The sequence below is a fragment of the Acinetobacter lwoffii genome (genome assembly GCF_015602705.1).
In the GTDB taxonomy this organism is placed as follows: domain Bacteria; phylum Pseudomonadota; class Gammaproteobacteria; order Pseudomonadales; family Moraxellaceae; genus Acinetobacter; species Acinetobacter lwoffii_E.
Genome location: NZ_CP059081.1, coordinates 2,713,908 through 2,728,605, shown reverse-complemented (window position 1 = coordinate 2,728,605; position 14,698 = coordinate 2,713,908). Strand labels below are relative to the sequence as shown.

Below are 14,698 nucleotides of genomic sequence, written 5' to 3'. Positions count from 1 at the left end.
GATCTATTTTGAGTGTTTTATAAACAAATTTTTTAATTAAAAGTGATAAAAATCAATAGAAAAAATGAGAGTAGGAAATAGTCGATATTTTTGAGAGTTGTGCATCTTTTACACAGAATGTGTTCAATATGATAAAAAAAGCAGGCTGAATCGATCAGCCTGTTTCAATAAAAAATAGCTTTGTCTTAAGCTGTTTTTTCAGTTGGCGCAGTTTCAGAATCTGAATTTACTGTTTCAGCAGGTGCTTTAGTTGCCGGAAAGTCTGGCAGATGAACCACTTGAGCCATTTGTGCTGATGCTTGAACAGAAAAAGCCATAACAGTTGCTGCGAAAGCAAATTTAAGAGCATTCATAGGATGACCTTTGATATTTGGGAGTTCAATCACTTGAACAGGGGAGAGTATTGATACTTAATTCAGGGGAAATGATAGCAAATACGACCTAATTAAAAATGATAGATTCGGCAAATTTAGGTGCTAAATTTTAGGTAAATTGCTCTATAAAACAATAAATTAGTATATTTGCTCTAGTCTGGTTTCTGGAGGGTTCTACAGGATTTTATACTTTGTTTTAGCGATGAAAATCTGACTGTAATCGATGCTCAAAACAGGAGGTTAGCTGTTTTTTCATATGCCAATTCAGGCCTAACTTTCGAGCTTTGTTCAATCCATGTAAGTTTTTGCTATTGCTTGTTTACGGGTTGCTGCAATCTTCTAAGAATCGACTAAGATGGAATTTCATTCATTTTCACCCTGAGAGTTTGATTATGGCAATTGCAAAAGTGGTAGAAGTTAATTCAAGCAGTAATAAAAGCTTTGAAGATGCGATTCAAACCGGCATTCAAAAAGTCACAGAAACGGTTAAAAATGTACAAGGTGCTTGGATCAATGAACAGAAAGTTGTCATTAAAGAAAATAAAATCACGGAATATCGTGTCAATCTAAAAATCAGTTTTCTGGTTGATTAAACCTATGCAATTCGAGAACTAATAAAAAACCCCATTTGAAATGGGGTTTTTTTGATTTAACACTGATTTATTCAGGCTGATCTGGCGTGTTACAAGTCTCTGTGGTGCACTGTGCTGCCTGAGTATTGGTTGAAGTATCGAGGGCTTTTTCAAATACTTGCAGGAAAACTTCTTTAGGCTGCGCACCTGCCAAGGCAATACGCTGGTCAAAAACAAAGAAAGGTACTCCGGTCACTTTCAGCTGTTCATGTGCCACTTCCTGATCGAATTTGACAAAATCAGCATATTCTTCCGAATCCAGCAGGTCGTCGACTTCGACTGGGTTCAGGCCGATACGCGCTGCGACATCTTCCAGCGTTTCACGCTCACCAATCGCCAAGCCCTGAGTCATATAGCTATAGAAGAAGGCTTCCTGTGCTTCACTGCCCAAGCCTTTACTTTGCGCCAGATGAATCAGACGATGCGCATTGAAGGTGTTGCCGGAGTTGGCACCTTCCCAGTTAAATTCAATACCTTCGGCTTTGGCCATTTCAGCAATATTGCGCTGCATCTCTTCGACTTCTGCCACGCTGCGGCCATATTTTTGCGCCAGACGTTCAGAGTTGGATACTTCCTGACGAACCGGTGCTTCAGGATCAAGCTGGAAACTGTGCCAATGCACTTCAAGTTCAATCCCTGCTTCCTGTGCAGCAGCTTCTAAACGTTTTTTACCAATATAGCAGAAGGGGCAAACCACATCTGACCAGATATCTACGCGCATGTCATGTCTCTAATTTTGCTCTTGTGTTCAAGTATGAGGGTGAAGAACCAGAATTTAAAGTCCTGGCGGATTAGAAGTGTATTTCTACAGCAGATCTGCGCAGGACGAAGCAAGGAAAAAGCATAGGTCAAAACCCTATAACTACGCTAAAAAAAATCGCTAATTACTATTCAAAAAGCTATAAAAATGTCATAAAAAAACGCCCCGTAGGGCGTTTTTCTGAATACGGTCGATTATGCAGTTTTTACTGCAGCTTCTACAGCAAGCATGTGGCCATTTTCTTCGAAGTTTGTGTGCCAAGACAGCGCTTCACGAAGAATGTGAGGCGTGTGGCCGCCTTTTGCACATGCACGGTCAAAGTAATCGTTCAGGGCATCGCGGTACATTGGGTGTGCACAGTTATCAATCACGGCACGAGCACGCTCACGCGGCGCCAAACCACGAAGATCCGCCAGACCTTGTTCAGTTACCAGGATATCTACATCGTGTTCTGCATGGTCGATATGTGAAGCAAACGGTACCACAGAAGAGATGTCGCCACCTTTCGCGATTGATTTGGTGACGAAGATCGCCAGGTGCGCATTACGTGCGAAGTCACCTGAACCACCAATCCCGTTCATCATTTTGGTACCGCAGACGTGAGTCGAGTTCACGTTACCGTAGATATCAAACTCAAGTGCAGTGTTGATACCGATAATGCCTAGACGACGTACCAGTTCAGGATGGTTTGAAATTTCCTGTGGACGCAGTACCAGTTTGTCTTTGTATTGTTCTAGGTTGTTAAATACTTTCTCGCCGTACTTAGCAGAAAGCGTAATAGAAGAACCTGAAGCAAACTTCATTTTACCGGCATCGATCAATTCAAACGTACAGTCTTGTAGTACTTCTGAGTACATGATCAAGTCTTCGAAGTTTGAATCTTTCAGACCCGTCAATACGGCGTTTGCAATTGAACCGATTCCTGCTTGAAGAGGTCCCAAGTTTTTCGGTAGACGGTCTTCAGCCACTTCTTTTTCAAAGAAAGCGATCAAATGGTTGGCAATGCTTTGAGTCTCATCATCTGGTGCGGTTACAGTAGATGGAGAGTCGTGCAATTCGCTGTTAAATACGATACCAACAATTTTAGATGGATCGATATTGATCGCATGCGTACCAATACGCTCATCAACTTGAGTCAATGGAATCGCTTGACGCGTTGGACGATAGGTCGGGATGTAGATATCGTGCAAGCCTTCAAATGCCGAGCTTAAATTCGTATTGATTTCTACAATCACTTTTTCAGCAAAAATCGCAAAGCTTGCAGAGTTACCAACAGATGTTGTTGGAATGATGCCGCCATCTTCAGTAATTGCTACGGCTTCGATGATCGCAACGTCTGGTTTTTTCAACTGCAGGTTACGCATTTGCTCAACAGTTTCAGACAAGTGCTGGTCAATGAACATCACTTCGCCGTTGTTGATCGCTTTACGTAAAGTATTGTCTACCTGGAACGGTAAACGACGTGCCAATACACCAGCTTCAGTCAGTTGTTTGTCTAGATCGTTCCCTAGTGATGCACCAGTAATTAACGTGATCTTTAATGGATTTGCTTTTGCCTGTTGAACCAAAGCTAAAGGAACCGCCTTCGCTTCACCAGCGCGAGTAAAGCCACTCATACCCACAGTCATGCCATCTTGGATGAATTCAGCCGCTTGTTCAGGGCTGATGACTTTGTTGTGTAGGGAGGCTAAACGGATACGATCTAAAGACATTTTAACTCTCATTAATTCTTAAACTATGATACGGATTGTACCGCTCAAAAAATGTATTGTGCATAGGTGTTAGGCTAAGGTCTAATTTTTTAGCTAAATGTAGGTATAATAAAAAATGATGATTTTTAAATGATTGAATTCGTGAACTATAAAATGAATTGTATAGAAAAACTAAAAAGTCATTTGTTGAATTACTGATCACTTCTTAAAAGTGATCAGTCAAAGTTTGGCGAATTTTATCGAGTGTGGTGGCTGAGGAAAGTGTCTCTGGGTTCACCTGATTCACGGGTAGTGAAATGATAGCTTCCAGCCCACCTTCAGGACGATTATGAATACGCAATTGACCATGGTGAATGTCGACAATCCGTTTCACAATGGCCAACCCCAAGCCACTGCCTTGTACCGTTCGTGCCGAATTGCCCCGAACAAAAGGCTGCATCAAGGCTTCAATCTGATCTTCCGGAATGCCTTCGCCATGGTCTGCGACACAAATCAACAGTTGATCTTCTTCAACATGCGCAGAAAGCTCAATTGGTTCTGAACCATAGCGTTTTGAGTTGTTGATCAGATTGCCAATCAGTCTTTTTAGCGACATGCTACGTGCCTGAATGGTCGGTATATCTTGTGGGGTGAAACGGATATCTAGCGGTTTAAACTGCTTGACCAGTTCCTGTAGCAGTACATTGACATTGGTGTCCTGCGGTTCTTCATCGGAACCGTCGCGCATATAGGAAATGAACTGATCCAGAATCGCGTCCATATCTTCGACATCATAAATCAGGCCTTCTTTGAGAAAGTCTTCATCTGGCATCATTTCGGCACTGAGGCGGATCCGGGTTAAGGGCGTGCGCAAGTCATGTGAAATGCCGGCCAGCATAATTCGACGTTCCCGCTCGGTCTGATCTAGCGTATAAATCATCTGATTAAAGGCATGATTGACCTGACGGATTTCCAGTGGACCATGATTGGTATCTAGATAGGGTGCTGAACCGATTCGGCTATAACTGTTGGCGGCATTTTGTAACCGGCGTAAAGGACGGTTGAGCTGACGCACCAAGGTCAAAATAATGATGCCGACAATAATCGGGGTGCCGAGCAACCAGCCCAAAATCAGTTCATTGCTATAATTGGCATACGTCTTTAAAGGCTCTTGTACCCAATGACCATTCATTTCAGGAGTCTGGATCCAGATACGCGGACTCGGCTTAAACTGGAAATAGACTGTGGCTTGTTCGATGCGTAACTCTTTGGCCAGTTTGGTTTCGATCTGTCGGGTAAAAAATTCTGCAATCAGCTTTTCACGGACAGTGGGATATTCTGCTGGATTGGTCACGTATTCAATGCCGACCCGATTTCTTAACCAATCGTCAATGTCGACTTCCTGCTGTTTGTGATACAGGCGCAGATCGGGATTGTTGAGAATTTCCAGTTCCATGGCCAGATAACGCGCATGTTGCTGGATTTCAGGTAAAAACAGGGTACGCCAAAAGAACCATAAGGACATGAACAGGCTGAAACAGACCACGAAAACCACCAGTACCGTGGTACGCATGGCAGCAGAACGCGGTTTGATCTTGTCGAGAAAGCGTTCCCCGCGGGTACGCTTTTTTTCCGAGTAGCTGACAAAATCGGTAAATTTTTGTGGATCGATGGGGTCGAGTTTCACACCAGCTCCCTGTAGGCATTTTCCAAATTGAGCAGTAATAATATTTGTAATGGAATCTTACTGCTTGAACCTTCGATGGAAGGAGCTTGTTGTGTTACTTTTTTTGAAAAAATGAGTAACACTGTTACGCAAGTAAAAACTTTGCCATTCGCTGAACTCGCGCATTTGTATACGAGCCTTTAAAGAAGGGAGGCTCAAACAACAGCGAATGGCTTTTAGGGACAATAGACTGGGGTAATCTTTATCCTATAATTTTTCCTTTATTCAGCACCATCTGGAACAAAGACATAACCCACACCCCATACGGTCTGGATATAACGTGCACGCGCAGGATTTTCTTCAACCAGACGGCGTAAACGTGACACCTGAACATCAATTGAACGTTCCATGGCACCCCATTCACGGCCACGCGCCAGATTCATCAGCTTGTCGCGGGTTAATGGTTCGCGTGGATGTTGAACCAGTGCTTTCAGTACCGCAAACTCACCAGTAGTGAGCGTTACCACTTGGCCTTCACGGGTCAGAGTGCGGGTAGAGAGATCTAGCGACCATGGGCCAAAAGAAACCACTTCCATCTGTTGGCTTGGTGCACCGGGCACTTCACGTACCTGACGGCGCAATACCGCACGAATACGTGCCAGCAGCTCATTCGGGTTAAACGGTTTAGGCAAGTAATCATCGGCACCTGCTTCTAAACCGGCAATACGATCCGAGTCGCTACCACGAGCGGTGAGCATAATGATAGGCGTATCGATATTGGATTGGCGTAAACGACGACAGATACTCAAGCCATCTTCGACCGGAAGCATAAAGTCGAGCACGATCAGAGAAAACAGTTCCCGCTGTAAAAGTCGATCCATCTGCGTGGCATCATGTGCAGTTTTAACCACAAAGCCTTTATCTTCGAGAAAACGCTGTAATAAGGTACGCAGACGAACATCATCATCAACCACCAGGATCCGTTCGACCCGGTCCGTTTCGGTATGTACGGCATCGGCTTTTTCAGCAGGTACAACTAAACTCATGAGATGCTCCTTTATTCTTTATTGTCGTCATAAACAAAAATCAAATAGGCTTTGAGTATACGATTCATTGATATTAATTGAATATGCTCTAAAGCACCAAATATTGCAGTTAAAATCAAGACATAGATACTAAATATATACATCTAAATGAGCAAAAAATACGATTTTAAGCTGGATAAAAAGCAAAGTTCATACAAACTTTATCGGGAAAAGCTGAAAACTGTGGCACTTCATAATATAAAGATGAGGTAAATTAATAAAAACAATGGTGGATTTTATAGACCCGGTCTTTATAATCATGCCATTTAGTACTTATCCTTGTGGGATCAAACACGATGACTGACTTAGTTCAGCAGTTGGCAAAAGAACTTGCCGTACGTCCAAATCAAGTTGAGGCTGCCATCAAGCTTATTGATGAAGGTGCCAGTGTTCCTTTTATTGCACGTTACCGTAAAGAAGTAACGCAAGGCTTAGACGATACGCAACTACGTCAACTCGATACGCGTTTATCATACTTGCGTGATTTGTATGAGCGCCGTGAAAAGGTGATTGAATCACTCAAAGAACAAGATAAATTATCTGATGATTTATTGGCGCGTGTGAATGCGGCCGAAACCAAAAATGCATTAGAAGAAATTTACGCGCCGTACCGCCCAAAACGTACCAGTAAATCATTCAAGGCCAAAGAAGCCGGTTTAGGCCCGATTGCCGAAAAAATCTTTAATGAAGCCGTTGATCCAGCTGAAGCTTTGGTGGGTTTTAGCCATGAAGATTACCCAGATACTGATAGCCAGCTTGATGCGATCCAGCACATCCTGATTGATGACTGGGCGCAAAATATCGCGCTGACCACTGAACTTAAAGCGACATTTGCAAAAACTGCCGTGCTGAAAAGTTTAGTTGCCAGTGATGAGAAAAAAGAAGTCGGTAAAAAATTCCGTGATTATTTCGATTTCTCTGAAAACTTGAACAAAGTCCCTTCACATCGTTTATTGGCGATGCTACGTGGCCGTCAGGAAAACGTTTTAGGCCTGAAAGTGGATGGCGAAGACGATGCACCATTGGCGCGTATTGAAACTGAATACAATTTAGAAACTGTTCAGCCACAAGCGCGTCAGGATTTCCTGAAGCAAACTGCAAAACTATTCTGGCTCGGTAAAGTTCGTCCAACGATCGAACATTCATTGCTGACTGAAAAACGTCTGGCTGCTGAAACAGAAGCGATGAACGTCTTTGCTGAAAACCTGCGTCATTTACTGCTTTCTGCACCTGCAGGCGCACGTACCACTTTGGGCGTGGACCCGGGTATCCGTACCGGTGTGAAACTGGCGGTGGTGAACGAGTCTGGTGATGTACTGGCACATAGTACGATTTATCCATTTGCGCCAAAAGATGATAAAGATGGTTCATTAACTGAACTTGCACGTTTATGCCGCGAGTTCAATGTTGACCTGATCGCGATTGGTAATGGTACTGCAAGCCGTGAAACTGAAGCTTTAGTTGCTGAAATGATGGCTGCGAACAGTGATCTGAAAATGACACGTGTGTCTGTGTCTGAAGCAGGTGCATCTGTATATTCAGCATCTGAACTGGCTTCACAGGAACTTCCAGAGCTGGACGTGTCGATCCGTGGTGCAGTATCGATTGCACGCCGTTTGCAGGATCCATTGGCGGAACTGGTGAAAATCGATCCGAAATCGATTGGTGTGGGTCAGTATCAACATGACGTGAACCAGACCGGTCTGGCGAAAACCTTAGAAGCAGTAGTCGAAGACTGTGTGAACTCGGTGGGTGTGGATGTAAATACTGCATCAGCAGCGATTTTGGGTTATATCGCAGGTCTGAACAAATCGATCGCACAGCAAATTGTGGAATTCCGTAAGGAAAATGGTCGTTTTGACAATCGTCAGTCTTTGAAAAAAGTACCACGTTTAGGTGAGCGTACTTTTGAGCAGTCTGCGGGCTTCTTGCGTATTCAAGATGGTACAGAGCCACTAGATGCTTCTGCAGTTCACCCTGAGTCATATGCTTTGGTGAGCAAAATTGTTGAAGCAAAAGCAACGACTGTAAAAGATATCATTGGCAATACTGAAATCATTCGCCAAGTGAATGCTGAAGAATTTGCAGACGAGAAATTCGGTCTGCCGACAATTCAAGACGTATTGGCTGAACTGGAAAAACCGGGCCGTGACCCGCGTCCAGAGTTCCGCACTGCTAAATTCCGTGATGACATTACTGAAGTTGCGCAATTGTCTGAAGGCATGCAGCTGGAAGGTGTAGTGACAAATGTCACTAACTTCGGTGCATTTGTCGATGTGGGTGTGCATCAAGATGGTTTGGTACATATTTCTGAACTTGCCAATGAATTCGTCGCTGATCCGCATAAAGTGGTGAAACCGGGTCAAATCGTAAAAGTCCGTGTTTTGAATGTGGATGCTGAACGTAACCGTGTCAATCTGTCGATGCGTCCTGAAGGTTCTGAAGCTCCGGCGAAAGCACCACGTCAACCACGTCGTGACAATGAGCAACGCGGTGAACGTAAGCCTCAAGGCAAACGTCCACAGCAAGCACGTCCGCAAGGCGACCGTCCTCAGGGCAAGAAACCGCAAGCGGCTAAACCACAAGAGCAAAAAATTGGTGGTTTGGGTGCATTGCTATTGCAAGCAGGGATTAAAGGTTCTAAATAATTTTCAGATATCTTTAATTTAAAAAAACCTCCCAATTGGGAGGTTTTTTATTGGATCATTATGAGTTAATCATCGGCACAATCCAGCTGGTGATAATCAGCAAAATACCGAGATGCCCCAATTTTCGTGTCACATAGACCAGTTTAGATGGTGGCTGTTCCAGTCTTTTTGCATATTCTTCCATGCTAATGCCGGGCTTGCCTTTACTGGTAAATAAAAACACCGCCAGGTCGATACAGATCAGAATCGTACCGATATCAGCGACCAGTTCCATCAGGACAAAATCCTGGCGATACAGCGACATGCTGACGCTATAAATCAGATAAATGGCAAAGGCCAGACACAGGTATTGCAGGACAACTAAAAACTTCTGCATAAATTTCAACAGTTCACAAAATTAAAGCAATTATACAAATAATCGGGCAGCTGCTGCCAATTACAAGGCTTGCATCACCTCAGCAAAATTCTGCTTCTCGACCAGTTCCAGAAATTCATCGCCCAGACGCTGACTTTCCGCAATACATTGCTTCCACAGCTGAATCCGTTGGGTTTGATCCAAATCTTTTAAGTTAAAGTCTTTACGATCAGGCAAACGACCCAAAGGCAAACTTTGCAGATATTGCTGCGATGGAGAAAGCAGCAAAGTTCGTGCCTGATTTTCTGGATTTGAGGTACGTTTAAATAACTTGTCGAACCAGCCGGGGGTAATGCTATCGGTAAAATGTGGATACAGCACAATGCCTTTGCTCTGAAAGGGCAGGTCAATGTGATAATCAATCAGGCCACCATCGCGATAATAACCCTGCGGCGCATCCGGAATATCGCGCATTGCCGCCATGACCCCCGGAATAGATGCCGATGCCATTAGCCAGGACAACACACTCTGTTCGGTTAGTGCATGATAATGCGTGGTAAATCCATCTTCAGCGATTTTAAACTGTTCACCGATATTGGGCTGGCTGATTACACGTTGCATGAAATGACGGCTGTGCCGGCGCGCGACTGCGGTCGTTCCAAGAATTCCAGCCACAGAAGCCAGCAACGGCAATGCCTTGTCACTCTGGAAAATATGCTGGGCTTTAATTGAAATGACTGCGAGATGATAATCTGGATGATTGACCAGATCGTTTTCTTTGCCTTGTACCAGATCCAGCAGCATGCCACGGCAGATGTCGCTGACATCTTGACGGGTCATTTTTTTATGAAAATAGAGATTGGTATAGAGTTCAGCTAAGCGTTCGGTTCCCTGTTGAGCACCATGTGCAGCCATACTGGCAAAGCGCCAGCTGCCAATCGAAGAACCCACCAAAGTTCTACGCTGAGGCGCACGTGGAAAAAACTCACCAAAAATCGCCTGATCCAGTCCCTGAATACCGATGCCTTTGGGGCCACCTGCAGCACCGGGCACGATATCGACCTGTTCGGGTTGCAAACCTTGTTCCAGAATCAGCTCACGTGCCAGATGGCCGGCACGAATCGTCAGCGCAGGCGCACGTTTCTGTAAAATCTGTACCATGGTTGAACCTATACTAGCCAAATATGTGCTTATTTTAAGCGATAGGTCTAAAGACCCAATGGCAAGATATGTCCTAAGGTGACTTTGGAGTCATGCGATGTCCAGAAAATAAAAAACCTGAACAGTGTCAGGTTTTTTAAAAGCTCATTTAGTTATTTCGCAATCCGCCAGACGGCAAGCACACTTGCTAGCACAATCAGAATCACCGACACAAACCACGGTGAAATAATTGCAATCGCCAGCAGAATGGCCATGACACTGCCGAACATCCAGCTACGCTTCTGTTGATGTTCCATTTGCAGGCGCATGCTTTGTAATTCATTGAGCTGTTTGGCATGCCAGGCCGACTGGTTTTTTAAACCGTTTAAGCTGTCGATCATCAGGGTCGGTAAATCCTGTGCCCCTAAAAGCAGATCCGGAATTTTCTGTCCCAGTTCTTTCAGGTTCTTTTGCGGATTCATCTGGGCCTTGATCCAGTCGGTCAGGATCGGTTTGGCCAGACTCCAGATATCCAGTTCAGGATACAGGTCGGTTCCCAAACCTTCGACATGCACCAAAGTTTTTAGCAGCAACATCAATTGAGGTGGAATTTCGAGATGGAAACGACGCGCGATATCCATCACTTCAATCAGAATGCCGGCAAAGTCCAATTCATGCATCGGTTTGGACACCATCGGCCCCACACTGCGGCGCATTTCACGTGCCAAAGCATCCTGATCAGTCCCCGGTGGAATCCAGCCAGCCTGATGCACCACCTGAATCAGCTGCATAAAGTCACTGTTCATGACCGCCAGTAGCATGCGTGCTACGGTCATCTGGTCGTGTTTGGACAGCTCGCCCATAATCGCGCAGTCCAGCGCAATAAAACGCGGATTGGCTGGATTGATGGTTTCTACAAAGACATTTCCCGGATGCATGTCAGCATGGAAGAAGTTATCGCGGAAGACCTGAGTAAAGAAGATGGTTAGACCTTTACGCGCCAGATCGGCACGATCCATGCCCAACCGGTCAAAGGTCGCGATATCTGAAATTGGTACCCCGGTAATGCGCTCGGCCACCAGCACGTCTTTGCTGTCCATGTAAATTTCCGGCACATACATCATGCTCGAGCCGGTAAAGTGATGGCGCATACGGCGGGTATTGTCTGCTTCCAGCGTCAGATCCAGCTCATTCAGAATAATCTGGCGGTAATCCTGAATGATTTCCGATAAATGTAGGGCACGTGCTGCTTCCAGACGTTTTTCCAAAAATTGACCGAGCCATTCCAGAATTTCAAAATCCTGCAAAATCTGCTGACGAATATTCGGGCGGGTGACTTTAACCACCACTTCACGGCCATCATGCAAGGCAGCCGTATGCACCTGAGCAATCGAAGCTGCAGCCAGTGGCTGGGTATCGAAACGCGCGAATAGGGTATTTACATCAGCTTTCAGGGATTCCTGAATGCGCATCTTGGCTACGTCATTATCAAACGGCTTGACCCGGTCTTGTAGCAAGACCAGTTGCTGTAAAACTTCAGGTGGAATCAGGTCACGACGGGTCGAGAGCAGTTGACCGAGCTTGATCGCCAACGGCCCCATTTCTTCTAAAGTCAGTTTCAGCTTGAGTGGATTTTTACGTTCACGACTGGACCAGGCGGCCGGATGCATCCGGATGAGGGATAGCACATGCCGGGATTTTTCTGGTAATTCTTCCGCAGGAAACAACGTGTCGAGTCGATAGTGCGCGGCGATGCGCCAAAGTTCGAGTAAACGTGAAACATGCGGAATCATAAAGCTGTGTACCTAGTCTTGAGTAGAATTGTTTGAGGCATCAATTTGAGCCTGAAGCTGATGGATTTTTGCTTCAACCCGATCTAAATTTTGATTCAGGATACGGGTGTCCTGATTCAGGTCATCCATTTGCCAGCGGGGGGCAAACAGACCGCTGTCTTCTTTTAAGGCATCTTCGGCAAAAAATAATTGACTTTGCAGGGTGCGTTTTAGCTGCTTGGGCAGCAGTTGCAATTTACCAATTTCATGCGCCAGTGTCGGGCCAATCCAGGGGCTTAAGTGCGCCGCCAGATCTAATTCTGCCTGTTGCATGATGCGCTGGATTTCCTGCAATAACTTGTAGTCGCCTTGCAATGGAATATTGCCGACTTCATCGGAAAGCAGCAGCTTGAGTAATTCCACCACATTGCTGACCTGCAAGGTTGCAGTTGCTTCGGTGACTGTCGCGGAACTTGCGTCAAATGGACGTTGTTCAAAGACCGAAGGTGTTTCGGTATGACCGGTTGCCGTTGGTTCCAGACGAACTTTGCTTTCATCAAAAAAAACATCGACCGAAAGCTGCGGCGAGGCGATCACCACCCGCAGCATCTTACCGGACAGAGCATTCAGCTGGATGCGGGTAATGGCATCCAGATCAATGATATGATGAATCACGCGTTCAACAGCACCGAGTGCCAGAATTGACCACATAGGCAAGGAACCTTAAAGTTTGAAACCGCGGTGAACCGCAACAATCCCGCCAGTCAGGTTGTGATAGTCACAATTCTGGAAGCCGGCATTTTCCATCATGCCTTTCAGGGTGCGCTGGTCCGGATGCATACGGATTGATTCAGCTAGGTATTTATAGCTTTCTGCATCATTGGCAATGATTTTACCCATGATTGGCAATGCTGTGAACGAATACAGGTCATATAGTTTAGAGAATGGCTCAAACACCGGTTTAGAAAATTCTAGAACCAGTAAACGGCCACCTGGCTTGAGTACACGGTACATCGCAGCAAGTGCCGCATCTTTATCGGTCACGTTACGCAGACCGAAAGAAATCGTTAAAAGATCGAAACTGTTGTCTGCAAATGGTTCTAAGGTTTCGGCATTGGCCAGAACGAAATCGACATTGGTACAGCCCGCATCAATCAGACGGTCACGACCGACATTCAGCATCGATTCGTTAATATCAGACAGTACCACATGACCCGTCGGGCCCACTTCGCGGCTAAAGACTTTCGCCAAGTCGCCGGTGCCGCCCGCGATATCCAGCACATGCTGGCCACGGCGTACACCTGACATATTGATCGCGAAACGCTTCCACAGGCGATGAATACCAAAAGACATCAGATCATTCATGATGTCGTATTTGCTCGCCACCGAGTGGAACACTTCTGCGACTTTCTGGGCTTTTTCTTCGCTGTTGACAGTTTGATAGCCAAAGTGCGTGGTTGAGCCGACGTTACCTGTATTGGCACCGCGTGGCAGATTGTATTTAGGCACAGTACCCGTCACAGGCGTGTCAGTCAGACGTTGTTCTAAAGATTGTTGCTGACCTTGCGGGGTGCCTTGTGGAAGGGGTTCAGTTAAGAATGGGCTCACTTTGTCTGTCTGTTGTGCCGACTCGGGGGTAGGGGTAGGCGTTGTATTTTCATTCGACATTGGAGTCACTCCTAACATATCAATCGGGTTAATCTTGCATTGTCTGCATCATGACAGATTCTAAAGGCTTATTCAGCAATCATGATGCAATTGTTATGAATAATATACAGAAAAATTCATGCTTGGCAGAAATACTCATCGGGTATTTACTGAAATGGTAGCGGATCGCCAGAATGTACTTTATCGATAATCTGGCGTTCGGTAGCAGTGAACGTGCGTACAAATTTTTCTGCCGATTTGAGTGGCTTCATGGCCAGAAAACCATCCTGCATAAATTCATACATTACCTGAAAGTTATATTTATTCGCCGCGCCTTTACACATCTTGAAGGCCGCATAGACCACAAAGGAGCGCATGTATTTATCCAGACTCATGCCGAGCTGATCCAGTAGAGCCAGCTGTTTCAAGCGTGCTTCACCCTGATCCAGTTTGAGATAGGTCAGGCGCATCATCTCGTCAGTCAACGGTTCATGCGGATGATAATCCTGTAATAACTGAATCGCGACCTGTTCATCCAGCTGTACCGCCAGAATAGCCAGCTCTACACCTGAAGTGCCGGTTTTAATGGCATTTTCCGGAATAACTTTTTCTGCTTTATGCGCATATTTCATCAGCCGGGCAATCTGTTCTGCCAGCGCATCAAAGTCAGCGCCGCCGTAGAGACGGTTCAGGAAATACTCGGACATCAACAGGTTTTGTTTTTCAGCAAAATGGGCGCGATGGGTGCGCTGCATGCGGACTTTCTGCCAGGCCTGTACATCCTCTAAACGGCTTAGAATGTCAGACCGGGTGTGATAAGCCAGTTGATAATAATGCGCTAACAGATCATCGAGTACGGCAAGTTTGGACATGAGGCTTCAATTATGATTGGAGGATGCAAGAATCTTAGAGGCTGCCGGACAATCCT

General features: G+C 45.5%; 13 protein-coding genes. 2 read left to right on the top strand and 11 right to left on the bottom strand.

The genetic code is table 11. The annotated features are described in order from the left end of the window. Positions 1 to 185: 185 nt before the first annotated feature. A complete protein-coding gene (locus H0S56_RS12965) occupies positions 186 to 353 on the bottom strand; it encodes a hypothetical protein (protein WP_227554900.1) in 168 nt (55 codons plus the stop codon). 413 nt (positions 354 to 766) lie between these two features. On the opposite strand from H0S56_RS12965, the gene H0S56_RS12960 reads away from it, so the two are divergent. Next, positions 767 to 967 (top strand): dodecin family protein, encoded by a 201-nt coding sequence (locus tag H0S56_RS12960; RefSeq protein ID WP_004278594.1) that lies wholly within the window; start codon positions 767 to 769, stop codon positions 965 to 967. A 67-nt stretch (positions 968 to 1,034) separates the two neighbouring features. Here the strand turns inward: H0S56_RS12960 and H0S56_RS12955 are convergent, their stop codons facing one another. The 4 genes from H0S56_RS12955 to ompR all read right to left on the bottom strand — a co-directional run bounded on the left by H0S56_RS12955 (position 1,035) and on the right by ompR (position 6,169). After that, positions 1,035 to 1,727, bottom strand: a complete 693-nt coding sequence (locus H0S56_RS12955) for a DsbA family oxidoreductase (RefSeq protein ID WP_195725238.1) — start codon at positions 1,725 to 1,727, stop codon at positions 1,035 to 1,037. Between the two features lie 233 nt (positions 1,728 to 1,960). After that, complete coding sequence (locus H0S56_RS12950) at positions 1,961 to 3,478, bottom strand: acetyl-CoA hydrolase/transferase family protein (RefSeq protein WP_195725237.1); 1,518 nt, start codon at positions 3,476 to 3,478, stop codon at positions 1,961 to 1,963. Between the two features lie 205 nt (positions 3,479 to 3,683). Further along, positions 3,684 to 5,144 (bottom strand): ATP-binding protein, encoded by a 1,461-nt coding sequence (locus H0S56_RS12945; protein WP_195725236.1) that lies wholly within the window; start codon positions 5,142 to 5,144, stop codon positions 3,684 to 3,686. Between the two features lie 260 nt (positions 5,145 to 5,404). Further along, positions 5,405 to 6,169 (bottom strand): osmolarity response regulator transcription factor OmpR, encoded by a 765-nt coding sequence (gene ompR, locus H0S56_RS12940; protein ID WP_004278590.1) that lies wholly within the window; start codon positions 6,167 to 6,169, stop codon positions 5,405 to 5,407. A 335-nt stretch (positions 6,170 to 6,504) separates the two neighbouring features. Here ompR and H0S56_RS12935 point away from each other — a divergent pair, with 335 nt between their 5' ends. Beyond that, complete coding sequence (locus H0S56_RS12935; RefSeq protein WP_195725235.1) at positions 6,505 to 8,856, top strand: Tex family protein; 2,352 nt, start codon at positions 6,505 to 6,507, stop codon at positions 8,854 to 8,856. Between the two features lie 58 nt (positions 8,857 to 8,914). Here the strand turns inward: H0S56_RS12935 and H0S56_RS12930 are convergent, their stop codons facing one another. From H0S56_RS12930 to H0S56_RS12905, 6 genes are all read right to left on the bottom strand, one after another. Next, complete coding sequence (locus H0S56_RS12930) at positions 8,915 to 9,232, bottom strand: hypothetical protein (RefSeq protein ID WP_004729331.1); 318 nt, start codon at positions 9,230 to 9,232, stop codon at positions 8,915 to 8,917. A 60-nt stretch (positions 9,233 to 9,292) separates the two neighbouring features. Next, positions 9,293 to 10,372 carry a patatin-like phospholipase family protein gene (locus H0S56_RS12925; protein ID WP_195725234.1) on the bottom strand — a complete coding sequence of 360 codons (1,080 nt, stop codon included), beginning with the start codon at positions 10,370 to 10,372 and terminating at the stop codon, positions 9,293 to 9,295. A 152-nt stretch (positions 10,373 to 10,524) separates the two neighbouring features. Next, complete coding sequence (locus tag H0S56_RS12920; RefSeq protein ID WP_195725233.1) at positions 10,525 to 12,144, bottom strand: ABC1 kinase family protein; 1,620 nt, start codon at positions 12,142 to 12,144, stop codon at positions 10,525 to 10,527. A 12-nt stretch (positions 12,145 to 12,156) separates the two neighbouring features. Continuing rightward, the gene (locus H0S56_RS12915; RefSeq protein ID WP_005108055.1) at positions 12,157 to 12,834 is read right to left on the bottom strand and encodes a ubiquinone biosynthesis accessory factor UbiJ; all 678 of its coding nucleotides are present in this window, start codon (positions 12,832 to 12,834) and stop codon (positions 12,157 to 12,159) included. A gap of 12 nt (positions 12,835 to 12,846) precedes the next feature. Then, complete coding sequence (gene ubiE / locus H0S56_RS12910) at positions 12,847 to 13,791, bottom strand: bifunctional demethylmenaquinone methyltransferase/2-methoxy-6-polyprenyl-1,4-benzoquinol methylase UbiE (protein ID WP_004647333.1); 945 nt, start codon at positions 13,789 to 13,791, stop codon at positions 12,847 to 12,849. A gap of 146 nt (positions 13,792 to 13,937) precedes the next feature. Next, positions 13,938 to 14,642, bottom strand: a complete 705-nt coding sequence (locus tag H0S56_RS12905) for an FFLEELY motif protein (RefSeq protein WP_195725232.1) — start codon at positions 14,640 to 14,642, stop codon at positions 13,938 to 13,940. Positions 14,643 to 14,698: the final 56 nt, after the last annotated feature.

Coding starts and splice junctions, on each gene's coding strand:
- H0S56_RS12965 (WP_227554900.1), bottom strand. CDS start 353: ATGAATGCTCTTAAATTTGCTTTCGCAGCAACTGTTATGGCTTTTTCT.
- H0S56_RS12960 (WP_004278594.1), top strand. CDS start 767: ATGGCAATTGCAAAAGTGGTAGAAGTTAATTCAAGCAGTAATAAAAGC.
- H0S56_RS12955 (WP_195725238.1), bottom strand. CDS start 1,727: ATGCGCGTAGATATCTGGTCAGATGTGGTTTGCCCCTTCTGCTATATT.
- H0S56_RS12950 (WP_195725237.1), bottom strand. CDS start 3,478: ATGTCTTTAGATCGTATCCGTTTAGCCTCCCTACACAACAAAGTCATC.
- ompR (WP_004278590.1), bottom strand. CDS start 6,169: ATGAGTTTAGTTGTACCTGCTGAAAAAGCCGATGCCGTACATACCGAA.
- H0S56_RS12935 (WP_195725235.1), top strand. CDS start 6,505: ATGACTGACTTAGTTCAGCAGTTGGCAAAAGAACTTGCCGTACGTCCA.
- H0S56_RS12930 (WP_004729331.1), bottom strand. CDS start 9,232: ATGCAGAAGTTTTTAGTTGTCCTGCAATACCTGTGTCTGGCCTTTGCC.
- H0S56_RS12925 (WP_195725234.1), bottom strand. CDS start 10,372: ATGGTACAGATTTTACAGAAACGTGCGCCTGCGCTGACGATTCGTGCC.
- H0S56_RS12920 (WP_195725233.1), bottom strand. CDS start 12,144: ATGATTCCGCATGTTTCACGTTTACTCGAACTTTGGCGCATCGCCGCG.
- H0S56_RS12915 (WP_005108055.1), bottom strand. CDS start 12,834: ATGTGGTCAATTCTGGCACTCGGTGCTGTTGAACGCGTGATTCATCAT.
- ubiE (WP_004647333.1), bottom strand. CDS start 13,791: ATGTCGAATGAAAATACAACGCCTACCCCTACCCCCGAGTCGGCACAA.
- H0S56_RS12905 (WP_195725232.1), bottom strand. CDS start 14,642: ATGTCCAAACTTGCCGTACTCGATGATCTGTTAGCGCATTATTATCAA.